General features: G+C 41.5%; 23 protein-coding genes and 1 pseudogene. 17 read left to right on the forward strand and 7 right to left on the reverse strand.

Going from position 1 to position 23,315, the window contains the following annotated elements; all coding sequences use genetic code 11:
• Positions 1 to 3: 3 nt before the first annotated feature.
• Positions 4 to 1,341 carry a YheC/YheD family protein gene (locus ACQKFO_RS17220; protein WP_427600098.1) on the reverse strand — a complete coding sequence of 446 codons (1,338 nt, stop codon included), beginning with the start codon at positions 1,339 to 1,341 and terminating at the stop codon, positions 4 to 6.
• A 131-nt stretch (positions 1,342 to 1,472) separates the two neighbouring features.
• Here ACQKFO_RS17220 and ACQKFO_RS17225 point away from each other — a divergent pair, with 131 nt between their 5' ends.
• The 6 genes from ACQKFO_RS17225 to ACQKFO_RS17250 all read left to right on the forward strand — a co-directional run bounded on the left by ACQKFO_RS17225 (position 1,473) and on the right by ACQKFO_RS17250 (position 8,835).
• A complete protein-coding gene (locus ACQKFO_RS17225; RefSeq protein WP_427600099.1) occupies positions 1,473 to 2,612 on the forward strand; it encodes a DUF445 domain-containing protein in 1,140 nt (379 codons plus the stop codon).
• A gap of 95 nt (positions 2,613 to 2,707) precedes the next feature.
• Complete coding sequence (locus ACQKFO_RS17230) at positions 2,708 to 3,061, forward strand: YlbF family regulator (RefSeq protein ID WP_148968334.1); 354 nt, start codon at positions 2,708 to 2,710, stop codon at positions 3,059 to 3,061.
• 552 nt (positions 3,062 to 3,613) lie between these two features.
• Positions 3,614 to 4,486 (forward strand): HAD-IIB family hydrolase, encoded by an 873-nt coding sequence (locus ACQKFO_RS17235; protein ID WP_427600100.1) that lies wholly within the window; start codon positions 3,614 to 3,616, stop codon positions 4,484 to 4,486.
• A 134-nt stretch (positions 4,487 to 4,620) separates the two neighbouring features.
• On the forward strand, positions 4,621 to 6,117 hold the full coding sequence (locus ACQKFO_RS17240; protein WP_427600101.1) for a coproporphyrinogen III oxidase: 1,497 nt from the start codon (positions 4,621 to 4,623) through the stop codon (positions 6,115 to 6,117).
• A 193-nt stretch (positions 6,118 to 6,310) separates the two neighbouring features.
• On the forward strand, positions 6,311 to 7,924 hold the full coding sequence (locus ACQKFO_RS17245; RefSeq protein WP_427600102.1) for a long-chain fatty acid--CoA ligase: 1,614 nt from the start codon (positions 6,311 to 6,313) through the stop codon (positions 7,922 to 7,924).
• Between the two features lie 116 nt (positions 7,925 to 8,040).
• Positions 8,041 to 8,835, forward strand: coding sequence for an enoyl-CoA hydratase (locus ACQKFO_RS17250; RefSeq protein ID WP_427600103.1), 795 nt, complete (start codon positions 8,041 to 8,043; stop codon positions 8,833 to 8,835).
• A 116-nt stretch (positions 8,836 to 8,951) separates the two neighbouring features.
• On the opposite strand, the gene ACQKFO_RS17255 is transcribed toward ACQKFO_RS17250, so the two are convergent.
• Complete coding sequence (locus tag ACQKFO_RS17255; protein WP_427600104.1) at positions 8,952 to 9,137, reverse strand: YhzD family protein; 186 nt, start codon at positions 9,135 to 9,137, stop codon at positions 8,952 to 8,954.
• A 186-nt stretch (positions 9,138 to 9,323) separates the two neighbouring features.
• On the opposite strand from ACQKFO_RS17255, the gene ACQKFO_RS17260 reads away from it, so the two are divergent.
• The 7 genes and pseudogenes from ACQKFO_RS17260 to ACQKFO_RS17290 all read left to right on the forward strand — a co-directional run bounded on the left by ACQKFO_RS17260 (position 9,324) and on the right by ACQKFO_RS17290 (position 18,555).
• Positions 9,324 to 10,223 (forward strand): ABC transporter ATP-binding protein, encoded by a 900-nt coding sequence (locus ACQKFO_RS17260; RefSeq protein ID WP_427600105.1) that lies wholly within the window; start codon positions 9,324 to 9,326, stop codon positions 10,221 to 10,223.
• Positions 10,216 to 11,466, forward strand: coding sequence for an ABC transporter permease (locus ACQKFO_RS17265; protein ID WP_427600106.1), 1,251 nt, complete (start codon positions 10,216 to 10,218; stop codon positions 11,464 to 11,466). The genes ACQKFO_RS17260 and ACQKFO_RS17265 overlap by 8 nt, the downstream gene beginning before the upstream one ends.
• Before the next feature lie 145 nt (positions 11,467 to 11,611).
• Entirely contained in the window at positions 11,612 to 12,820 is a 1,209-nt protein-coding gene (locus ACQKFO_RS17270; RefSeq protein WP_427600107.1) for a metallophosphoesterase family protein, read from the forward strand.
• 17 nt (positions 12,821 to 12,837) lie between these two features.
• The gene (locus ACQKFO_RS17275) at positions 12,838 to 15,813 is read left to right on the forward strand and encodes an AAA family ATPase (RefSeq protein WP_427600108.1); all 2,976 of its coding nucleotides are present in this window, start codon (positions 12,838 to 12,840) and stop codon (positions 15,811 to 15,813) included.
• Positions 15,814 to 15,899: 86 nt separating this feature from the next.
• A pseudogene (locus tag ACQKFO_RS17280) lies at positions 15,900 to 17,132 on the forward strand (MFS transporter); the annotation flags it as partial.
• A 170-nt stretch (positions 17,133 to 17,302) separates the two neighbouring features.
• Positions 17,303 to 18,244, forward strand: coding sequence for a 3'-5' exoribonuclease YhaM (yhaM, locus tag ACQKFO_RS17285; protein WP_427600109.1), 942 nt, complete (start codon positions 17,303 to 17,305; stop codon positions 18,242 to 18,244).
• 131 nt (positions 18,245 to 18,375) lie between these two features.
• Entirely contained in the window at positions 18,376 to 18,555 is a 180-nt protein-coding gene (locus ACQKFO_RS17290; RefSeq protein WP_113971257.1) for a sporulation YhaL family protein, read from the forward strand.
• 51 nt (positions 18,556 to 18,606) lie between these two features.
• Here ACQKFO_RS17290 and ACQKFO_RS17295 read toward each other — a convergent pair whose 3' ends face one another.
• Positions 18,607 to 19,563 carry a peptidylprolyl isomerase gene (locus tag ACQKFO_RS17295; RefSeq protein ID WP_427600110.1) on the reverse strand — a complete coding sequence of 319 codons (957 nt, stop codon included), beginning with the start codon at positions 19,561 to 19,563 and terminating at the stop codon, positions 18,607 to 18,609.
• 181 nt (positions 19,564 to 19,744) lie between these two features.
• Here ACQKFO_RS17295 and ACQKFO_RS17300 point away from each other — a divergent pair, with 181 nt between their 5' ends.
• The 3 genes from ACQKFO_RS17300 (at position 19,745) to ACQKFO_RS17310 (ending at position 20,215) form a co-directional block, all read left to right on the forward strand.
• A complete protein-coding gene (locus ACQKFO_RS17300; RefSeq protein ID WP_044337791.1) occupies positions 19,745 to 19,831 on the forward strand; it encodes a YjcZ family sporulation protein in 87 nt (28 codons plus the stop codon).
• An 87-nt stretch (positions 19,832 to 19,918) separates the two neighbouring features.
• Positions 19,919 to 20,002, forward strand: coding sequence for a YjcZ family sporulation protein (locus ACQKFO_RS17305; protein ID WP_032089274.1), 84 nt, complete (start codon positions 19,919 to 19,921; stop codon positions 20,000 to 20,002).
• A gap of 126 nt (positions 20,003 to 20,128) precedes the next feature.
• Positions 20,129 to 20,215, forward strand: coding sequence for a YjcZ family sporulation protein (locus ACQKFO_RS17310; protein WP_082051156.1), 87 nt, complete (start codon positions 20,129 to 20,131; stop codon positions 20,213 to 20,215).
• Positions 20,216 to 20,427: 212 nt separating this feature from the next.
• On the opposite strand, the gene ACQKFO_RS17315 is transcribed toward ACQKFO_RS17310, so the two are convergent.
• Together ACQKFO_RS17315 and ACQKFO_RS17320 are read right to left on the reverse strand one after the other, a co-directional pair.
• On the reverse strand, positions 20,428 to 20,607 hold the full coding sequence (locus tag ACQKFO_RS17315; RefSeq protein WP_034763303.1) for a hypothetical protein: 180 nt from the start codon (positions 20,605 to 20,607) through the stop codon (positions 20,428 to 20,430).
• Positions 20,608 to 20,845: 238 nt separating this feature from the next.
• On the reverse strand, positions 20,846 to 21,382 hold the full coding sequence (locus tag ACQKFO_RS17320; RefSeq protein WP_427600111.1) for a DUF3267 domain-containing protein: 537 nt from the start codon (positions 21,380 to 21,382) through the stop codon (positions 20,846 to 20,848).
• Positions 21,383 to 21,576: 194 nt separating this feature from the next.
• Between ACQKFO_RS17320 and ACQKFO_RS17325 the strand changes: the two genes are divergently transcribed.
• Complete coding sequence (locus ACQKFO_RS17325; protein ID WP_427600112.1) at positions 21,577 to 21,906, forward strand: DUF1878 family protein; 330 nt, start codon at positions 21,577 to 21,579, stop codon at positions 21,904 to 21,906.
• 1 nt (position 21,907) lies between these two features.
• Here the strand turns inward: ACQKFO_RS17325 and ACQKFO_RS17330 are convergent, their stop codons facing one another.
• Together ACQKFO_RS17330 and ACQKFO_RS17335 are read right to left on the reverse strand one after the other, a co-directional pair.
• The gene (locus tag ACQKFO_RS17330; RefSeq protein ID WP_113971262.1) at positions 21,908 to 22,483 is read right to left on the reverse strand and encodes an HTH-type transcriptional regulator Hpr; all 576 of its coding nucleotides are present in this window, start codon (positions 22,481 to 22,483) and stop codon (positions 21,908 to 21,910) included.
• Positions 22,484 to 22,861: 378 nt separating this feature from the next.
• Positions 22,862 to 23,233, reverse strand: coding sequence for a YtxH domain-containing protein (locus ACQKFO_RS17335; protein WP_427600113.1), 372 nt, complete (start codon positions 23,231 to 23,233; stop codon positions 22,862 to 22,864).
• Between the last annotated feature and the right edge of the window lie 82 nt (positions 23,234 to 23,315).

A 23,315-nucleotide genomic window follows, 5' to 3' on the forward strand; every position in this document is an offset into this window, starting at 1 on the left:
GTTTTAATCCTCCTTGTTCATCCATTTTGTGAAACTATATTCATAGAATGCTTTAACCGAAGGACGAATCCGGTCGTTTTCCAAGTATGTTCGTTTAGAGGGTTTGGAATTGACTTCAATCAGCCAGGGCTTCCCGCTTTCATCGATGCCGACATCAATGCCAAGCTCGGCGAAATGCCCTTCAACCGTGTCAGAAAGGAGTCGGGCAGAAGACGTACATAACACCTTCATATCATTTAGAATCCCAACACCTCTCTGGGGTGAAAAATGAGATTGAAGGATTGGAAGAGGTTTTGCGATTCGTCCTCCCTGATCGACATTCGCTACGAATTGATCATGAGAAGCAATCCGGGCGACAGAAGAAACGATTTCCCAGTGTCCCTTTCCATTCAAGTGACAAAGAAATCGAAAATCCAATTGCTGATCTTCCACTGTAAGAAAAGGAATGGTTTCCTGAACCAAATAAGAAGAAGGGTTGCACCAGGATCGGATTTTCCTATAGAGTGCAGAGTAGGTTGAGAAAGAAAGTGGACTCTGTGATGTGAAAGAATTTTGGTGCATGATAAAATCATTCTCTCTTTTTTGGATACGCATGATGTAGCGTCCCCTGCTACCGTTTACCCCCTTAACGAAAACATCCTTATATAAGGAAAGCATTTGCTCCAATGAATCGAATCCCTGCACGGTTTTGGGCAGGTGATGGGCGAGTGACGGGCTATCTTTCAGCGCATTGTAAACGTCGTCTTTAGATAGAAACCCAGAATTGAAAACGAGAATGTCCCGTTCTTCAGATTGAGTGAGGGCTTTTTCAAAGGAAGGAGTCTTTTCTACCTTTCTTGAATGACATCGATTGTAAATGATGTGAGGAGCAGGAAGTGTTTTAAGCTCCCAGTCTTGATCAAGAAATACAACCCCTTCAGAGAGGTCTCCGACAAAAGAAGAGAGCGGAATAAGATAAAAGAATCCACCTTTTCGTTGAAACCAGCTCTGACACTCTGTAAAATATTCTTTTAAAGAGTGTGAATGTAATGTGTTCAAAGAAAATTGGTTGATTAGTAGGGCCACAACCGGTCCCATATGGATGATGCTATGCCTTGAATCGATGTATATCCATATGTTTTCCAGATTCGGTATGGAAGAGAATAATGAATCGCTTGTTTCTAACATAATCTGTAAAGAATCGGATGGATCTTCCCTGCATGTTACGTTTAGGGAAGAGTTTCCACATTTCAGTATCATGTTCCGTTCAAAAGGATATCGATTCATCATCTGCTTCGGTATAATCAAGTGATGATGATCATGATGATGTATATGCGAACTAAATGAACATTTTATCTTCATCAGGCATTCCCCGTTTGCATAACCCGTAAGAATGATTCTATAATGATTTATTGGGCTAATGTTGATATAGCATTCTATGTAAAGCAATGCAAAATGTTCAAACAAGAGAGGTAGAAAAGGAAGGTGCAATCATGCTGGATGCTTTCATCCTAATACTGTTCATGGTTTTGATTGGGGCCCTTATTGGAGGAGTCACCAATTCATTAGCCATAAAAATGTTATTCAGACCTTATAGGGCTTACTATATCGGAAAATTTAAAGTACCATTCACACCAGGGTTGATTCCAAAACGCCGTGGAGAATTGGCAGAACAACTCGGGAAAATGGTGGTCGATCATTTAATCACTCCTGAAAGCCTTCAGAAAAAAGTTATGAACGAAAATTTTCAAAATGATGTAACCCACTGGCTAGCGGAAGAATTACAACCTGTCTTCACTTCGGACAAAACCGTGAATGATTGGCTGGACATCCTGCAAATCCCTGTATCCTCCGATCGTCTTAATGAATGGCTGGAAGAGTGGGTAGCTGTAAAAATGAAAGATACGAAAGCAGCCTACACCTCTAAAAAGCTGGAAGAGGCTCTACCTGAAAAATGGCAGGAAAAAGTGGAAGAAAGTATTCCGAAGCTTGTTGACTTTATCGCAAATCGTGCGGAAACTTATTTCACAAGCCCAGAAGGAAAAATGAAAGTGAAGATCATGATCGACGATTTTCTTAAAGAACGGGGCATGCTTGGAAACATGCTGGGAATGTTCCTCGGTAACACATCGGTTGCGGACAAAGTACAGCCTGAAATCGTAAAGTTCATCAAGCATGAAGGAACCCAGGAAATCCTGTTCAATCTGCTGACAAAAGAATGGTCCAAACTGAAACAAATGAAGCTTGATGAGTTCATCGATCGATTACCGGAAGATGATCTGATTCAGACCGTCCAGGCATCCCTGGTCAAACTCGTCAACATCGAAGGCCACATGGGGAAACCGTTAAGAACCTTTCTTGAGCCGCATAAGGATTCCTTCTTCAACCTCCAGCTCCCGAAATGGGTGGACAGAGGGACGGACCTCTTATCGAAGAAGATTCCGAACCTGATGGAGAAGATGCACCTGCAGCATATTGTGCAGGAGCAGGTTGAATCTTTTTCAGTTGGAAGACTGGAGGAATTGGTTCTAGGCATTTCCCGTCGTGAATTCAAGATGATTACTTATTTAGGGGCATTACTTGGAGGGGTGATCGGAATCGTTCAAGGAGTCATAGCCCTCTTTATCTCTTAATTCAACAGGGCCTAAGGGTCCTTCCTAGAATTTCACTCTATAGTTTGTTATAGTGGTGTAGGAAACATAGAGTGAAATAATAGGAGGTACGTATTTTGGCTATTAACTTATACGATCAAGCGAACGAATTGGAAAGTGCTTTACGTCAAAGCGATGAATTTCTACAACTGAAGAAGATGTATGACGAAGTAAACAATGACGAATCTGCTAACAAGATGTTTGAAAACTTCAGAAACATTCAAATGAATCTTCAACAAAAACAAATGAGCGGTGAAGAAATCTCTCAAGAAGAAGTAGAGCAAGCTCAAAAAACAGCTCAACTTGTTCAACAACACGAAGTAATTGCAAAGCTTATGGAAGCTGAGCAACGCATGAGCATGGTCATCAATGACTTGAACAAAGTCATCATGAAGCCGCTTGAAGAACTTTACGGTTCAATGCAGAAATAATATGGCAATGAAAAGGACTGACTTCCAGTACGGGGGTTAGTCCTTTTTTTGTGGATATAGCAGTGGAAGAGAAAGGGCAGGATTTTAACATATGGTGTCTGTTTTGGAGCGTTGGTTTTTTGTAATGTATTTTTATCATATTTTACCAAATGACGCATAAAATCGTCAAAACGACGCGAAAAATAGAAAAAGGACGCATAAAAAATATAAGCGACGCAATAACCTTCAAAAACGACGCAATAAGTTCAGAAAACGACGCCATAAAATTGAGAGGGCATTATTGAAAGTTAATTATGGATGAAATGTAGGGGATGATCGACTACGATGCACGTCAAGATATTTAATAATGTAAATAAGTAGGCACTTTTTCCATAAATTCGCTAAAATAAGAACACTTTTCAGTTCTAAGCGATACTGCAACAAGAACTTTTCATCCAGTTGATGAGTGCCACTCGCTATAATTTGCGAATTGCTCCCACCCCTTGTCATATTTGTCTCCCATCCTTCATAAAAGTAAAGAAAGGGAGTAGACAACATATAGGGGGGACACCGATGATGATCTATAGAATGCTGGCGTTAAATATTGATGGAACGATTGTAAATGAAAACGGAAAAATTGCGAGAGAAACAAAGGATGCAATTGAGTACGTTCAAGATAAAGGTGTAACGGTCACATTGGTAACAAGCAGGAGCTTTGCTTCAGCTAAGAAAGTAGCCAAGGCCCTTAAACTCAAAACCCCGCTTGTTACACATAGTGGGTCCTACATCGCTGGTGAGTTTGAAAAACCGTTGTACGTAAAAAAGATTGCCGAGGACATTACGTATGAAATCGCTCAATTCCTTGAAGGTTTCTCAAGCCAAGTAGCTCTATCCCATGAAAAGAGGTCAATCATTGGCAAAGCCAATTCCCAGGCAAGGGAGATGGCAAAAGTCTCATGGCAAAGAGAGTCGAAATTACTTTATAGTAAGCAGTTTGTGGATCGTGTGAGTGATCATCTATTGGAGAATCCAATGTCGGTTCCAAAGATATCGGTTGTCATGGAGCATCGTGAAGATGTATGGGACGTCGTCGCTTCTCTAAAAGGAATGTATGAAGAAGTGGACGCCATTCCGACATCCGACTATAAACTTGATATCGTACCAAGGGGCGTATCTAAGCTTCGAGGGTTAATGTATTTATCTGAACGCCTTGGAGTGAAAAAGGATCAAATCGTGATGGTTGGATCGGGGCTGGATGACATCGACTCCTTGGAATGCTGTGGTCTTGGGGTAGCTATGGGAGACGCGCCTGGACAGGTGAGAGATGCAGCGAACTGGATTACACGGAGCCAAAGCGAAAAAGGCATCCCATACTTTGTAACAGAGCTATTCCGTAAGCAGCACCCGATTCCATTCCTGAAAAAAATGAACATCATTAAATCATAAACCGATACACCCCGCTTTTCTATTGGAAAGCGGGGTGTTGTATTTATTTGAAAGGGACTCCATGCCATTGACCATCCCACCCCATTCTGTACACTTATAAAAGCTTATTAGATTTGGTGAAAGGTGATTAGAACGTGAATGTTTTGATAAAAGGAGTCGAGGATGAGCGTTTTGAGCGCCCCCTGCGATTGATTGCTAATTTATTTTTTGAAGAATCCGTGATTCACTTTGGCTCTTGTGATGACATGGATCTTCAAATCAAAATAGAACTTACAATTGAAGAAAAGATAGAAGCAAAAGCTGTGTTGATAAATCCGTCTTCTGATAAATTATACACTGCGACCTATGAACGAGGCTGGACTTCATATGAAAATGAAAAAGAACGATTCAAACAGCTGAAAACTGCAGTATCTCATGTATATCTGAATGTTCTTCAAGACCTGACTGGAATCAGGCAAAAGTGGGGGATCTTAACAGGGATCCGTCCTACCAAGCTTTTACATAAGCAGACTCAGCTTGGGATCCCCCAAGAGGAGATTCATGCGAAATTGAAAGAGGAATACCTTATTACCGATGAAAAGATTCAGCTAATGCAAAACATCGTGGACCGGCAGCTTTCGGTTGTACCGGATCTCTATGATCTCCAGCATGAAGTGAGCATCTATATCGGAATCCCGTTTTGTCCTACCAAATGTGCGTATTGTACTTTTCCTGCATACGCGATTCTCGGTAAACAAGGGCGGGTAGATTCCTTCCTGGCCGGTCTTCACTATGAAATCCAGGAAATGGGACGCTGGCTCAAAGAGAATAACGTCAAGATTACGACGATTTACTATGGCGGAGGGACACCTACTTCCATCACGGCAGAAGAAATGGATGCCCTATATGAAGAAATGTATCGATCATTCCCAGATGTGGACTCGGTAAGGGAAGTGACGGTAGAAGCAGGAAGACCGGATACGATTTCCCCAGATAAACTGGAGGTACTAAAGAAATGGAATATCGACCGCATTTCCATCAACCCTCAGTCGTATACACAAGAAACATTAAAAGCGATCGGTCGTCATCACACAGTGGGAGAGACCATCGATAAATTTCATTTATCCCGCAACATGGGAATGAACAACATCAACATGGATCTCATTATCGGACTTCCAGGTGAAGAGCTTCCAGAGCTTCAGCATTCATTGGATGAGACCGAGAAGCTTATGCCGGAATCGTTGACCGTCCACACACTGTCATTCAAGCGGGCGTCTGAAATGACGAAGAATAAAGACAAGTATAAAGTGGCAGACCGGGTGGAAATAGGGAAGATGATGGACCTTGCCGAAGAGTGGACCAAGGCACACGGCTATGATCCCTATTACTTATATCGTCAGAAGAACATTCTGGGTAACCTCGAAAATGTCGGCTATGCTCTCCCAGGGCAGGATAGCCTATATAACATCATGATCATGGAAGAGGTCCAGACCATCATCGGCATCGGCTGTGGCGCTGCAAGTAAATTCATCGATCCGAAGACCGGAAAGATCACGCACTTTGCCAATCCGAAAGAGCCAAACGCCTACAACCTTGGATTCAAAGAATATACCGATAAGAAGATCAAGATCTTAAATGACTTATTTTCATAAAAAGAAGCTGTTCAGATTTCTGGGCAGCTTCTTTTTTATACCTATCGGATTGTTGTTTATACATATAAAGTTATCGGAATTTTTCAATAATACTTAAAGGAATACTTCTGAAAAGGTCGAATTAGTAAGGTAGACATAGAAATCAATCAATATTTTTGTAAACGCTTACCAAAATTGAGGGGAGAGATCGAATATGATGCAAACACCTCTGCTTCTGACACAAATGATTGAACGAGCCGAAAAGTATTTTCCTAACAAAGAAATCGTTTCACGCACTGAGTCCGGCATAAGCCGCTTCACGTATAAACAGTGGGGAGAAAGAACACGAAGACTTGCAAGCAGCCTATCAAAACTCGGGGTTGAAGAAGGGGATAAGGTCGGCACACTTGCCTGGAACCATCATCGACATCTTGAGTCCTATTTTGCGATTCCTTGTAGTGGGGCTGTCCTACATACGATCAATATTCGTTTATCACCTCAGCACATCGTATATATCATCAATCATGCAAAGGACCAGGTATTGCTCATCGATTCAGACATTGTACCGCTCATCGAAAAAATCAAAGACCAGATTCCGACGGTCAAAGCCTTCATTGTAATGACCGATGGTGATTTGCCGGAAACCACTTTGGAACCCGTTTATCATTATGAGAGATTGCTGGAGGAAGGCGACCCTTCTTTCCAATTCCGGACAGACATTGATGAGAATGCTCCTGCCGGGATGTGTTACACATCAGCCACAACCGGAAATCCGAAAGGGGTCATTTATTCTCATCGTGGAATCGTCCTGCATGCCATGGCGCTGGGGCTTGCGGATACCACTGGTGTCTGCGAAAGAGACGTGGCTCTGCCAGTCGTACCGATGTTCCATGTAAACGCATGGGGACTTCCGTTCGCCTCTGTATGGTTCGGGACAAAGCAGGTTCTGCCTGGACCATATTTCACTCCCGGATTGCTGGCACAGTTAATGCAGGATGAGAAGGTAACCATCTCTGCAGGGGTCCCTACCATTTGGCTTGGTTTGCTTAATGAATTAGAGAAAAATGAATATGATCTCTCCAGTCTTCGTTCCGTTCTATGTGGGGGATCGGCGGCCCCTAAAGGAATGATCAGGACCTTTGAAGAGAAATTCGGTATTCCCTTCATGCATGCATATGGAATGACGGAAACAAGTCCACTTGCCGTGATCGCTGCTTCGAAAAGTTATCATGATGATCTTTCTCCTGAAGAAAAGCTTGAATTGAAAGCAAAGCAAGGGATCCTCGTCCCTGGATTAGACATGAAAATCGTCGGGAAAGACGGAGAAGTGGCTTGGGATGGAAAGGAAATGGGAGAACTTGCCCTGAGAGGTCCATGGATTGCATCTGAATACTATGAAGACGAAAGAACGAAGGAAGCATTCCGTGATGGATGGCTATATACAGGGGATGTGGTCACCATCGACGAAGAGGGCTACATTAAAATCGTTGACCGCACAAAGGACTTGATCAAATCAGGTGGAGAATGGATTTCTTCTGTGGACATTGAAAATGCACTCATGGCACATGAACATATCTTCGAAGCAGCGGTAGTTGCAGTTCCCCATGAAGAATGGCAGGAACGCCCGATCGCATGTGTGGTGTTAAAAGATTCGGGAAAAGGAAATGTATCCAAAGAAGAAATCATGGACTTTCTGAAACCACAGTTTGCCAAATGGTGGCTGCCGGATGAAATCCTGTTCCTTAATGAGATTCCAAAGACGTCAGTAGGTAAATTTTTGAAGAGAGCATTGCGGGATCAAGTGCAAGATAAGATGGAACAAATATAAATCGTATGGGAGGTCGGTCCGAAGTCGGCCTCTCATTTGAATTATTATACTATTCAAAAAAATGATTCCTAAAAATAGGATATTACGCTATGCTAGAAGAAAGGGGAGGGATTTTTTTGACAGTGTCAAATCAATACGAAACAGTTAGATTACATAAAGAAGGTAAGGTGGCAAGGCTTCAGCTGAACCGGCCACAATCACTGAATGCGTTGGATGCAGGGCTTATGGGGGAGCTCCTGGCTGCGTTAAAAGAAGTAAAAAATGACCCATCGATTTCTTTATTGGTACTGACAGGGGAAGGAAAGGGGTTTTCTTCTGGAGGAGATATTAAATCCATGCTTTCCTTAAGCGGGGAAGAACAGTTCTCAAGTATTATGGATACCATCAGTGAACTTGTGATGACGCTGTACACCATGCCGAAAATTGTCCTAACAGGTATACATGGTGCTGCTGCAGGTCTTGGTTTCAGTCTGGCGCTTTGCTCTGACTATATTTTGTGTGAAGAAGACAGCAAGCTCGCCATGAACTTTATCGGCATCGCACTGATACCGGATGGAGGAAGTCATTTTCTTCTGCAAGAGCGCTTGGGAACACATAAAGCCAAACGATTGATTTGGAACGGTAAAGTATTGGAAGGGCAAGAGGCTCTTATGAAGGGACTGGTTGACGAAGCGATTCCTTCCGGGAAATTGGAAGAAGGCATCGAACGCTATACGAAACAAGCATTAGGTGCACCGACGAAAGCGATGCTGAAAACGAAAGAAGTATATGTCACATTAAACAAAGACAGACTTCAACGTGCACTTGAGCTGGAAAAAGAAGGGCAATGGCTCATGCGTCAAACATCGGATCACCAGGAAGGCATTCGAGCATTTGTGGAAAAAAGACGACCTGAATTTAAGGGAGAATAATAGTTGAAGAGAACTAACCTGGAGGGTTGGTTCTTTTTTTCTTTTTACATTCAATCCATTTAATTTAAAAATGCATTACAAGCCACGAAAGTGACCCGTAATGCAGGATGTAAGCCTTACACATGAAACAACAATAGTTTCCCAAGAGGAGAGGTACAGCGATGGGTATGATTGGAATACCCCTTATCTTCTAACATAGATTCTCCCATTTTCTTCGCGTCGCTGTCGGATGAAGCTTCGAATGATTCATCAAGAATCTTTTTTCCGTCTTTTTCAAAAACCGTTAATTTGTATACTTTCATTGTGATATACCCCTTTGTATAGAATTCATGTACTCTTTTATTTTTTCATATTATCATTTTTTTGGGAAGTCTAAATACTTTGATAAATAAAAAAGAGGGAAAATGAAACCTTTCTTGGGTAGAATCGTAGAGTACTAGAGAGATAAAAAGGATGCTCGTTTAAGGGTGTAGGAGGGGAATGCTGAAATGAGTTTGAGTATACAACAGGTGACCAAACGCTTTGGACAATTTACAGCAGTAGATCAGCTGTCACTGGATATCCCACCGGGAGAAATGTTTGGGTTCCTGGGCGCGAATGGGGCCGGGAAGACGACGACATTTCGAATGGTGTTAGGGTTGTTAGATGCATCGGAAGGTCAGATTACGTGGAAAGGGAAAAAGATCGATTATTCCACAAGTCCGGAAATTGGATATCTGCCTGAAGAAAGAGGACTTTATCCAAAAATGAAGGTGAGCGATCAGATCGTCTACCTGGCACGTCTTCGTGGGATGGAGAAAAAGACCATCCTGAAAGAACTGGATTACTGGCTGGATCGATTCAATGTTCCTCAAAACGTCAATAAGAAAGTAGAAGAACTTTCAAAAGGGAATCAGCAAAAAATACAGTTTATCGCATCGGTTATCCATAAGCCGAGCTTACTGATTCTCGACGAACCGTTCAGCGGTCTGGATCCGGTTAATGTTGAACTGTTAAAGGATGCGGTCCGGGAAATCAAGAATAATGGAACGACAATCGTGTTCTCCAGTCACCGCATGGAGCATGTAGAGGAGCTCTGTGAAAGCCTGTGTATCATGCATAAAGGGCGTCCCGTGGTGCATGGTGGCTTGAAGGAGATCAAACGTTCCTTTGGGAAGAAGAATGTGGTGATTCACTCCGATTTTGATCTTCTACATCTAAAGGATTTGAAAGGTGTGACGAAGCTGAAAGAAACAACGGAAGGAGTTCTTCTTCAGGTCGAGTCTGAGGATGCTGCCCAAGGTGTATTTCATGATGTTGTTCAAAAGGGATTCCTTCGTAAATTCGAATTAGAAGAACCTTCCCTGAACGATATTTTCATAGAAAAGGTGGGAACTTCTTATGAATAATTTCTTCTTGATCCTTAGTCAGTCCTATTTTTCAAAGCTTAAGGCAAAATCTTTTATCATTTCCACCGTCATCATTGCCGCTGCCCTTGTATTACTGGCCAATTTTGACAGTATCATTTCGAACTTCAGTGATGATGAAAAGAGTAAAATAGCGGTTCAGGACGAAACGGGCAACCTGTATGATCCGCTAGTGCAGCAGATGAAGGTCATGAATAGCGAGATCGAGCTGGAACCTGCCACCCAATCGATGGAAGAAATCGAAAAGAATATAGAATCTGAAGAATTAAAAGGATTACTCATTTTGAGTGAAAGCCCTGAAGGTCTTCCACAAGCTCTGTATAAATCCAATTCACTATCAGAGTCCAATGTGACCGGGGAATTACAAGTCGCCCTGCAAAATGTGAAGTCTTCACTGGCTGCAAGTAAATTAGAGCTTTCAGGTGATGAACTGGCACTGTTAAGCGGTCCTGTTGCCTTTGAAAAGGAAGCCCTTATTGAAGGAGCCAAGTCTGAAGAAGAACTGAGTCAGGCGAGGGGTATAGTATATGTTCTATTATTCTTTATTTATTTCTCTGTCATTGCTTACGCCAATATGACGGCCATGGAAGTCGCCACAGAAAAAAGCTCGAGAGTTATGGAAATCCTAATATCCAGTGTGTCTCCGGTTAAACAAATGTTTGCCAAAATCATTGGAATCGGCCTTGCAGGGTTAACACAGTTAGCCGTAATCCTGGCAGTGGGATATTTTACAATGATTCAAAAGAAAGATGAACTGGTCGGAGATTTCTTCGAAGGATTCGGATTTGAATCTTTATCAGTAGGTGTCATTATCTATGCAGTCATCTTCTTTTTATTAGGGTATTTCCTGTATGCCACCCTGGCTGCATTACTCGGATCTCTTGTCAGTAGGATAGAAGATGTACAACAGATGATCATGCCGATGACCTTCTTGATCATGATTGGATTCTTCATCTCCATGTTCGGTCTTGGGAATCCGGAATCCAGTTTTGTGACGATTACTTCGTACATCCCGTTTTTCACACCTATGGTCATGTTCCTTCGAGTAGGGATGCTGAATCTACCAGTGTATGAACCAATCATAGGAATAGCGGTCCTTCTCGCGACGATTATTATTCTTGGAGTATTTGGAGCAAGAGTGTATCGCGGAGGAGTGCTATTGTACGGGAAATCTAATTCATATAAAGATATTAAAAAAGCAATTGATATAACATCGAAAAAATAAATCGATAAAGGCTGTCTCCGTCGTCCGGGGCAGCCTTTCTCTATGAATCGCGTAAAATGTTGAATATATACTGAAATTATCGCCGGTTTTAGGATATAATGAAAGAATATAAGAACATATATTCGTAGTGCAGGGAGGGAAACTCATGGGGAAGATTCAGTTTTTTCATGTAGCAGATCTACATCTGGATAGTCCTTTTATAGGACTAAAACATTTACCTAAGGACGTGTTCGAACGAATACATAATAGTACCTTTGCCTCTTTTGAAAAAGTGGTAAGGGAAGCGATTCATAGACAAATTGACTTCATGATCATCAGCGGAGATCTGTTTGACGAGGAAGATCGCAGCATTCGTGCGCAGGCGAAATTATTAAAGCAATTCAATCTGTTGCATTCAAACAACATTCCTGTATACGTCGTTCACGGGAATCATGATCATCTTGGAAGTTATCGATTAGACCTCGATATGCCGGATAACATACATATCTTCAGCGAAGAAACAGAAGTGAAACAGCTTACTGTAAAGAACGGGACAACTGTCGACATCGTCGGGTTCAGCTATGATACAAGACATATCCAGGAAAGAAGGATTGCTGATTATCCCAAACGTTCCATAGAACGCTATACGATAGGCATCCTCCATGGAAGCGAAGGAAGTGTGCATTCTTCTCATGAAACGTATGCGCCTTTTGCGATAAGGGAGCTATTGGAGAAAAATTATCACTACTGGGCTTTGGGGCATATCCATGAGAGGCAAATTCTGCACGAAGAGCCTTACATCGTGTATCCAGGTAACATCCAGGGAAGACACCGGAAAGAGACTGGTGAAAAAGGATGCTATGAGGTGACACTTGATCAACACCACACAGAATTAACTTTTATCCCCACTCACGACTTGATGTGGAAGACATGCACGGTATCCCTTCAAGGTATCAAGCGCTTTGGTGAAATTTTTCAGCGTATCCAGCAAGCACTGGAATCTCTTGAAGAAGCGGATGTGATCATTGAGGTTATCTTGACGGATGATGAATCACTGCCTCATGACATGGCGGGCAAAATAGAAAATGGTGATCTACTGGAAGCATTGCAGTCAGAATACGAAAGTCACCAGGGTTTGAAGTGGATTCATTCCATAAGATGGAATCATACACAAGGGAGTCGGCGAATGGAACAGGATCCATTCTCTCAGGAAGTAATGGAGACCCTGGAAAGCATGGGTGAAGAAGAGTGGAAGGATGCCTTGGCAGAAATGTATGAGCACCCATCTATTTACCGCTTTCTGGACCCCTTGAAGGAAGAAGAGAAGAGATCTTTAATAGAAGAAACAGAGCACTTGTTACAAAATAAAGGCTGAACGTGGAGGTGAATGGGATGAAACTGCTCGAACTTCATATTTATGGATACGGAAAAATACAAAACAAGCACTATACGATTAGTGACCTTCAACTATTTTATGGGGAAAATGAAGCTGGAAAATCAACGATTATGTCGTTCATACACAGCGTTTTATTCGGGTTTCCGACGAAGCAGCAATCCCTGCTCAGGTATGAACCGAAATCCTTTAAAGAGTATGGCGGAAGAATTCTTTGCCAGGTGGAAGGACAAGGGCTTATCAGTATCGAGCGGGTTAAAGGGAAAGCCACAGGGGACGTGACCGTTCAATTCGAGGACGGAAGAACAGAAGGAGAAGAAACACTTCAACAACTCCTCGGAAATATGGACAGGACAACTTACCAAAACATATTCTCATTCAACCTCGAAGGGCTGCAAAACATTCAGCGCCTCAAAAAAGAAGAACTGAACCGCTACCTATTCTCTGCAGGCTCTACAGGGACGGACCTCCTTTTACAAATGGAACAGGATTGGCAGAAAGAGAGGGAACAGTTGTTTAAGAAATCGGGAAGAAAGCCGATGGTCAACTCAGTTTTGACACAATTAAAACTCCTTGAAAAACAAGTAAAGGAAGGAAAAGAAAAAAATGATCAATACCGTCCTCTCATAGTGAAGCAAAAATCATTAGAAAACCGGATTTCATCCTTGGAGAAAGAAAAGGCATCTCTTGCTGAAAAGAAAGAAAACCTGATTTCAGTAATTGAAAACTGGGATACTCTCACTAGCTTCAAAAGAGTGGAGGAGCGGCTTTCCCAATTGGAAACAATTGAGTTTCCTGCAAAAGGATTAGAGCGTTTAAACGAACTTAAAACGGAAGAAAGGCAAGTATCGGCATATCTTGAAACCTTGGAGACGAAACATGGAAATTTGCACAACAAATTAGAATCAGAAGAGATTGATCCTTCTTTAATTGAAGACATTCCTTTTATAGAAAAGATATTGTCTCAACAATCTTTTTATATGAAATGGAAAGAAGAAAGCAGTGAACGGAGCAGAGAACTAAAAACGGTGCGTAGTAAGATCAACGATACAATCCGTGAATTGGGATTACCAATAGAGGTGGAAGATATCCCGACACTGGATACTAGCTTAATGATGTCTGACCGTATTCAAAATGCACTGGACCAGCAATCAAAGCTCCTTCACGAACGCGAAAGCTTCCAGAAGCATTACGAAGAGGAAGAAGGAGAACTTCACAACATAGAAAGGAAATGTGATAGCTTAGAGGATAGGCTGATGGAAGAAGATGAGTATCAAGAATTGCAAAGAAAGGTGAAGATTGAATCTTCCCGGCAAGCTTCACGGGACCAGACAAATTGGATGAACCTGCAACTAAAAGAGGCAGAAGAACGTTTCGGCAGAAAAAAGTCCTCCTTCACCCGGCAGCTTTTCCTGATAGGTGCAGCACTCCTTCTTTTATTCGGGATGGGGTCATGGGCAATCGTGAACGGGAATGGGCTCTTTGTCGGGATCAGCTTGCTTCTTTTCATTGTTGTGGCTGCATCCGGAATGCAGGCGAGGGGGAATCTGAGAGAAGAATCCAGCACACTTCAACAAACTAAAGCAAGAGCAAAAGAGTTTCAGCCTGAGAGTCAATTGGAATTTCACTCTCTGGATAGGGCTGAGCAAAGCTTAAAGCAGCAAATGGAGTTGAGGAACGAGTGGAAACAGCGAATTCTTTCACTAGAAGAGCAACAGGCGAAACTTCGGAAGCTCCATGAAAAACAGAAGGAAGTAGAGAAAGAAATTGTTTCAGGAGAACAAAGATTGTCCGGTCTAAAATCAGAGCTCTATTTACCTTCTGATTTTCACTGGAAGTGGCTGCGTGATGCGTTTGTCAAAATGAAAGAGACCGTCTCGAGTTATGAGGCTTATATCCATCTTAAAGAAGAGCAGGATTATGTGGACCGAAAAATGAATGAATATAGGGACCACTGTCAGGATTGGTTCCATCGCCACTCTCTCACGTTTACAACAGTGGATGAGGCCATGATTAAACTGAAGGGGTTCATACAGGATGTTGAAAAGAAAACCCTCGTAATCAACAGCATCCAAACAGAGCTCGAGCCTCTTTCTTTTGAGATAAAGAAGCTAAGAATTGAAGGTGGAAAGATCCGTGAAGAGATTGGGACCCTTCTTCAATCTGCAGGGTGCAGAGAAGAACCAGAATTTCGTAAAAAGGCACTTCTCGCCGAAGAGAGAATGGACCTATCGACTCAATATAATGGAATGAAAACGAGGCTGACCGAACGAACACTTAACACGTTTCTACGGTTTAATTCACAGGAAGATAGCAGAAAAGAATTAAAAGGTGTATCGAAAAAAATCGAAGAGCTATCAACTGAGCTCTCTGCACATCAAAAAGAGCTCGCTTCCATTTCGTATGAAATAAAAGTGCTGGAGGAAGGAAAAAGCTATTCCTCAATCCTTCAGGAGTTTCAAAGCAAAAAGGCTGAGCTTCAAGAACTTGCGTATGACTGGTCCAAATATACGTTAGCACAAGTGGCCTTAAAGAAAACAATGGATCTTTACCAGAAATCGAAGATGCCTAAAGTGATGGAGCTTGCAGAAGGGAACTTTAGAGAGCTGACGGATGGCCACTATTTACGGATTTTCTTACGGGATGATGAGATGATCAGTGTAGAGAGAAAGGACGGTGCAGTTTTCCATGCAGTAGAACTCAGTCAAGGAACGAAAGAACAGTTATACATCTCAATTCGCTTTGCCCTCATTCAATCTTTCCGGGACAAGTACCCATTACCGCTACTGATCGACGACGGAGTAGTAAACTTTGATCGGGAAAGAACGAATGCATTTCTAAAGCTGTTGAGGAAATTGTCAACGAACCATCAGACTCTGTTCTTTACCTGTCATCCTCATATAAGAAATGAGTTTACCGAGGATGAAATGATTGTGTTAAGGCGAATGGAAAAGGAATCGATCCGGAATGCATGATTATTTTAAAAATTTGAATTGGCAATAATTTCTCAGATTCGTTACAATACTACAAGGAGTTTGTTTGACGAACAAGGGAAAGAAATGATAGTCAGAAAGAAGGAACACATAGTATGACAAATACAAAAGGGTCCAAGCGAAATCGGGGACCACTGGCATTACTAAGCTTCAACTTATTTATCGTCATGGTTGGAATCGGGCTGGTCATCCCCATTCTTCCTTTCTATGTAGAGAAATTCAACGCCAATGCTCAAACACTTGGAGCGTTGGTGGCAGTATTCGCATTTATGCAGTTTTTATTTGCTCCTATTTGGGGACGGTTATCCGATCGAATCGGGAGAAAGCCATTAATCACCATCGGCTTGGTTGGCTTTGCTATTGCTGAATTCATTTTTGCCTTCGCTGTCGGGCTATGGATGCTATTTCTGTCCAGGATCCTGGCAGGAGTTTTCGGTTCAGCATTAATGCCGACTGCAATGGCCTATGTATCAGATGTGACGGATGAGGACAATAGGGGGCAAGGGATGGGGATCCTTGGTGCAGCGATGGGCCTTGGAATCGTCATCGGACCTGGAATCGGGGGATGGCTGGCAGAAATCAATCTCTCCTATCCATTTATCTTTGCCGGGATTGCTGCCTCCATTGCTGCCATTGTCTCGGTCATCATTTTACCGGAATCCTATCCAAAGGAAAAAAGAACTTTTGACCCGAATGAGAAACGTGAAAATCGCTTCGTTGTCATGAAGAATGCGGTGATGAGTCCGGTCGGGTTTCTGTTGGTACTCGTATTCATCATGAGCTTTGGATTGGCCAATTTCCAATCAATCTTCAGCTACTATGCACTCGAACGATATGGATATGGTCCACAGGAAGTCGGGATCATCATTTTGATCATTGGTATCATCGGTACCGTTGTTCAAGGAGTGGGAGTGGGGAGGGCGACGAAGATCTTCGGTGAGGAAAAAGTAGTAACAGGCTCTTTGCTCCTCAGTGCACTGGGATTTGTCATCATGACATTTGCCACTAACTTTGTAGGGGTCTTGATCACAACCGCCGTTTTCTTTGTCGGAAACTCGATGCTCCGTCCCTCGTTGAATTCCCTCATTTCAAAACTGGCAGGAGAACGTCAAGGGACGGTCATGGGGCTGAATAACTCCTTTCTCAGTCTTGGTAACGTTGCTGGACCATTGCTTGCCGGGACACTGTTTGAGTGGAATATACATATTCCCTACTTCTTCGGAGCATTCATTATGCTCGTAGGCCTGGTAGCGACGAAAGTTTGGATTAGCAAGAAACAAAAAAGAGCATTGGTGAATTAGTCAGAACCGTCTCCGGGTGGGGGCGGTTTTTTTGTTGTGAGAAGAGAGAGGGACGGACCTCTGGAATTTGATTATTGTTTGGCCTCCATCTCTCCAACCCTTTCCACTCCTGTACTCTAGCGAAATATGGTATACTGAAACTACTAATATAGTTGGACGGAGGAGAAGAGATGTCTGGGATTACACAATTTAATGTCGGAGAAACAATCGAATTACCCCTTTTAATTAAACAAATGACCAAAGGTACGACAAATACAGGGAAGCCGTTTTTAACGCTGATACTGCAAGATAAGAGTGGAAATATGGAAGCTAAGCTTTGGGATGCTTCTGAGCAGGATGAGAAGGCATATCAACCTGAAACAATCGTGCAGGTTGTTGGAGACATACATAGTTATCGTGGAAAGAGTCAGCTCAAGATCAAGCAGATTCGCCCGGCTTCCCCGGCAGATGGTTATGCCATTTCGGACTTCCTGGAAACGGCACCGGTGAGCATTGATGAAATGACGAGTAAGATCACTCAGTATATTTTTGAAATGAGAAATCCAAATATTCAACGCATCACAAGACACTTGATTAAAAAATACCAGAAGCCTTTTCTGGAATATCCGGCTGCTACCAAGAACCATCATGAATTCGTGTCAGGCCTTGCGTATCATGTTGTATCGATGCTTGACCTCTCGAAAGCCATTGCAGCACTATACCCATCCCTGGATTCAGATCTATTGTACGCCGGGGTCATTCTTCATGATTTAGGCAAAGTCATTGAGCTTTCAGGTCCAACATCAACTACGTATACGATTGAAGGGAATCTGATCGGTCATATTTCGATCATGGTGAACGAGATTGGAAAAGCTGCAGATGAGCTTGGAATTGAAGGGGAAGAAGTGATGATCCTTCAACATCTCGTATTGAGTCATCACGGAAAAGCCGAATGGGGAAGTCCTAAACCGCCGCTTATTCGTGAAGCTGAAATCCTCCATTATATCGATAATGTGGATGCTAAGATGAATATGCTGGACCGTGCATTGGAACGGGTGAAACCAGGGGAGTATACAGAAAGAGTATTTGCCCTTGATAATCGTTCATTCTATAAACCGACTTTTCATAAATAGATAACCTCTTAGACCCCGGACAATGGAACGGGGTCTTTTTAGTAGAATAAAAGGGTAAATCTAGTTATGTTTTATCTCTTCCCTACATATAGTGTGAATAAAGAGGACAAACCTATAAGGAGATGAAGCAAATGACACTACCTATTTGGATGTACTTGGTTGTAGCAGGGATTTTCGGGAGTGCCTTTATGACGATTAAATCAGCTAAGGAAGAAAAGAATATGGAAGATGAGTGGATAGAGAAGGAGGGAGAAGTCTACATTCATCGAATGGAAGAGGAGAAGGAGCGGAGACGTCAACTAACGTCTTGATCATAGAGAATAAAAAGGACTGACGGAATGGATCCGTCAGTCCTTTTTGTTCTACTCTTCGGTAGGTGCCGGAGCTTCTTCTCCTTCAGGTACAGCAGGAGCTTCTCCGCCTTCAGGTGCAGCCGCAGGGTTCAACACTTGATCAAATGCCTTTTTAAGATCTTCATCTTTAATATTTAAGTCAGCTTTTTCAATTTCAGCTTTCATCGCTTCCTGGATTTTTTGAGGATCCACTTTTGAAAGCTTCAGTTCTTTTTCGATTTCCTTTTTCATCTCGTCAAAGGATTTCTTTTCTTTTTTATCAGTCACTTCAATGATGTGATAGCCATATTCTGTTTTGATAGGCTCACTCACTTTGCCTTTTTCTAATGTGTCCAAAGCTTTAGAGAATTCAGGTACGAAGTTTTGACGACCAGCATTGTCTACCCAGCCTAAGCTTCCGCCATTTTCAGCAGAACCAGGATCTTTTGAATATTCTTTTGCAAGTTCTTCAAACTTTCCACCATCAGCTAATTTTTGTTTCACTTCTTTAGCTGTTTTTTCATCATCTACAAGAATGTGACGAACTTGAATGTCAGGCTTCCATGTCTCGTAGTATTCCTTTACTTCTTCTTCAGTGACTTTCACGTCGGAGATCGCAGCTTTTTCTTGAAGTAATTGAAGCTTTAAGTATTCTTTAAACGATTTTTCATCAAGATTATATTGTTGTAAGAACATCTCGAATTGAGGTCCCAATTGGTCTTTGGCTTCATTCAGCTTTTCGTCGACTTCTTCTTTCGACACGTCATACTTTTCTTCAAGTACTTTCGTGTAAACCAATTCTTGAAGGGCTTGTTCCATTTGTGGAGTGAATTTTTGCTTCATTGATTTGTAAAGTTCATCTTTTGTTACGTCTCCAGCTTTTGTTGTTGCAACAACGTCACTGTTTCCCTCAGCACCGTCTCCGCTGCATCCTGCGAGTCCAACGACTCCCGCAGCCAATGATACTGATATGATCCATTTTTTCATGGTGACCAACTCCTACAATATTTGATGGCTTGTCAAATTTCTACAAAACATACTATAACACACTTTTTCCATGAAAAAAAATATTTTCCATATTTATCTTCAGAAAAATGGGCATTTTACACACCCATTTCCTAGGTACTTTCATATGATAAGAGCGAAGAGAGAAAAGGAGGTAATAAATATGAGCTGTGGATACAATTCCGGATTCGCGTTAATCGTAGTGCTGTTCATCTTATTAATCATCGTTGGTGCCGCATATATTTGCTAAAAAAAACTAAATTTATGACATTAGCCTAAAACAAATGGCAGCTAACTTGAATAAGATAAATTAGCGCTTCAAAGGAGGTGGAAAGTTATGGGTAATGCATACGGCGGAGGTTTCGCGTTAATCGTAGTACTGTTCATCCTGTTAATCATTGTGGGTGCAGCATGGCTATAATTTTAGCCTCAGGGTTTAAAGTTATCGGATAAAGACTGTAGAGGGGGCAATACCTTAAGAAAGGCGGCCCCTTTTGCTTTATTCATATTTAGGCGGCTTTTTCATACATGAAAGGAGGAAGCGCAGATGTCAGGTGCTTACGGCGGAGGATTTGCGTTAATCGTTGTTCTATTCATTTTGTTAATCATCATTGGTGCAGCATACGTTTGCTAATTTGAATAGATATAAAAAAGCAGATCCGGATTTTTTCCGGGTCTGCTTTTTGCTTGTCGCCTCTGAGCAAAGCCCATCCGCTTTTCTGATTGTCCAGCTCCAGGGCTTAGAGGCTCGAGGTCATAAGTCAAATCTGCCAAAAAGGCAAAAAACCGCCTTTCAGGCAGATTCGTCTTATGCTTGTCGCCTCTGAGCGAAGCCCATCCGCTTTTCTATGTAAATAATATCTCTATATAAGAAGAGACCAATAATATGGTGATTAGGATATTGATGGTTCTAAACACCTTTGGTTGGCGCTCTTCAGGTATTTCTTTTTGTAAACATAATGCGTTTGTCATTTTATTTATATAGAATAAGATGAAAACAGCAAACACTAAAAACATGGAGATCATCCAAACCCCTCCCCGTTATCTCCTTTAAGCTATACATTACCAAATAATTTCTCTAATTGGTAGCGAGAGTATTGCAATAGTCATGCAAATAAGGCTTTTTGCATTCTTTTTTACATTTCATCCAAGTTCAAGCAGGAATTTACGATCAGTAAATGAAGACTTTTCGTAAAAACGCCTGAAAAAAGCAGAAGGATGATTTCTTCCATCGAGTCTATGTTTCAATGGCCATCCATCATCCTTACTGATAAATCAATATTTCGTATCCATCATCATTCTCTTCAATTAGTGCATCCTTTGGAGAGTCCATCAGTTGCTTTGCATATATAAAGTCAATGGCGCAGATTCCTGAATGAAATGCAAGCAGCATTGTAAAGTAATGAGAGTAGTGCGGGAAGTGGATGCATCCGTATAGCAAAATTCCGTTCAGTACAAAGAATGGTGCCACCAGGGCAAGCATGTAACGATATTTTGAAATAGGCTGATCCACTCGCAAAGAAACGATCGGTAAAAAATAGAGTTTCCGATTGCATCTAAACTTCATTTTTTTCACAAAAGGAAGTATCGGTACTATGTGAAAAAACTTATGCAATGGATAGATACTCAACATTCCTATGAAGAACACAAGGAAATGGTTATCATAGAACGCACTTGGAAATAGTAAGTTAATTGGTACGTATATTAATGAGAATACCATCATCATGATGATGGATGAAAGTAAAAAGACTCGGTAAAATCCGAATTGTTTTTCCAGATTGATTGTTTTCCAGCAATGCATAAAAAAATCGCCTCCATTAGACGAATAAATCATAGTTAAGTGCCTAACATACTTTATTACGATTGCAGGAAAAAATCAATACATTTCAGGCTGATTTTTTCATATTTTTTAGAAGAACTTTTTGGGAAAGGTATGTTATAGTTTTGTACAATGAGAGTAAGAGAATTTTTTGCAATGACTGAAGGGTGATTTAGTTGAATGATTTAGTGAAGCGTATAGAGAAAATAGAGTATTATCAACGGTTAATGGCGGAGATGATCCCCGAAAATGGTTATCCTTTTCATCGAATGATCATTCGGAAGGGTTTGTCGGAGAGGGAAGTGAAGGAGTTCTTTATCACTTGTGATAGGTTGAGCATGAAACTCCAAAAGCAAAAAGCGGAAGGATTCGTGTACAATACTCCGCTTTTCAAAGAATTTGAAGAACAGCTTCATTCAAAGCTGAAAGTTCATGAGGTGGTTGATAGCTGTTTAGTTCAAGACATTTATCCAGCTTTGATGAAACAGTTAAAGAAGAGCTTGTAGATCAAGCCAGTTCTTCTTCATCTTGAAATAATTCACCGAGTTTTCCGTTATCATCAGAAAAATCATTTTCAATGTTATGAAACGATTTTTCAAATATCTCCATAAAATCATTTCCATATATATTTCGCACGACGGTCATCATTTCAATCATTTCAGGGAACTTTCCATATAATTCCCTTAATGGGGAAACTCCCTGGAAGATTGAGTGACTCTCAGGCTTATAGTTCTTCATTAGCTCAAGAAGTATATTTTCACCTTTAGCCGTCAATTGAATATAGGTATTCCGTTTATCGTTCTCCCGTTTAGAAAACTGTAATAATTCCCGTTCTTCTAATTTCTTGGAGAAGTTAAATGCAGTCGACACGTGCATAACACCAAACTTGGCTACGTCTGAAATGGAAGCACCCTTTAAATGATAAGCAATCCAGAGAATATGATGTTCGTTGATATTTAAGTCGTATGGCTTAATCCATTGCTGCCAGTCCTTTTCTATGGCCTTCCACAGAGCTTTACTAAGCTGAGCCATCCTTTGACTGAAGAGCATAGCCTCTTTCAAAGTAAATTCTCTTTCCTTCATCTCATTCACCCACTTTGCTAGAAAATCTTTATAAATCTAAGTAGTACCAAAATGACTTACTAAAACAACTATCACAAAAAAGAAAGCGCTTATATTTTATTATGCCAATAAAGTAATAATTAATAAAGGTTAAATTGACAAAATTTTTCGAAGTATATAATTTTTGATGGGGATATGCTGAGAAAAACAGAGGTTAGTGGGTGGATAGATACTGTAATGACGGGATTTGTGCATGAAATCATTATATTGAAAGAAAAGAAGGGGGATAATAATTTTTTTTCAAAACATGTTTCTACAGAATCGGTATTATTCCTAATTCAACAAAAAAGCCCCACAGCCTTCCATCATCATTAGTGAAAATGGCCTGCGGGGATCTGGCTATTGATTAGGTGTATTTGCTGAGTTAATCGATTTTTCCAATTCTTCAATGGTTTTCTGTATGGATTGGATTTCTTCCTGGAGTCTGCGGTTATTTGGCTCTGTCGAAGCCTGCCAATGTTTAAAGGAGGCTTGAAGATCTTTAGAAAGCTGCATGACCGTTTCTTTTCCTTCCTGAGACAGGGTGCCGATGGATTCTTTCAATTCACCAATATTGACCTTCATCTCATCGATTACTCCAGTCCAGTCATCTTTCTTGTCCTTGATTTGTGCCCGGATTTCTTTCCCTGATGAAGGAGACGTGAGAAGGGATGCTACTCCTCCGACCACTCCACCGATTAAAAGCCCGTAAGCCAGGGATTTTTTGTTCACTATGATCACCTCGTTCTTCTATTTCTATAATACTCTATTTCTACAATCGACATGTATTCTCCTTTTCCCTTTTAAAACAGAT

Source organism: Rossellomorea sp. NPDC071047, assembly GCF_050270195.1.
GTDB lineage: Bacteria > Bacillota > Bacilli > Bacillales > Bacillaceae_B > Rossellomorea.